This window comes from Pseudomonas sp. O39 (assembly GCF_045447295.1).
GTDB classification, from domain to species: Bacteria; Pseudomonadota; Gammaproteobacteria; order Pseudomonadales; family Pseudomonadaceae; genus Aquipseudomonas; species Aquipseudomonas antarctica_A.
Map to the genome: position 1 here is coordinate 1 of NZ_JBJGXV010000085.1, position 339 is coordinate 339.

The following is a 339-nucleotide window of genomic DNA, read 5'->3' on the forward strand; positions in this document are numbered from 1 at the left end:
GTCAAGATCACTGACGCTGCTGGCGGTAACTTCGAGAAGCTGGAAGTTGCTGGCAACGGCGCGACCACCACGATCAACGACACCATCGATAAAGTTGATGTGGTTCTGACCGCTACTACTACCGTCGGCGAAGGCGGCAACATCGTCTACACCGCGTCGCTGGTCGACAAGTCGGGTAACGCGGTGACTAACATCACCAACCCGCTGACCGTGACCTTGGACAACGGCCAGACCATCACTATCGGTGTGAACCAGTCGAGCGGCACCGTTTCGGTTGTAGCTCCAAATGATGTGTACAAAGGCGACCAAACCGTAACGACCGCTATCAAAGGCGTAACG

At 55.8% G+C, this 339-nt stretch carries 1 protein-coding gene; it reads left to right on the plus strand.

All coding sequences use genetic code 11. The features are described from left to right. Positions 1 to 339: immunoglobulin-like domain-containing protein (locus ACI77D_RS29410; protein ID WP_407018114.1), on the plus strand; the 339-nt coding region annotated here is incomplete at both ends.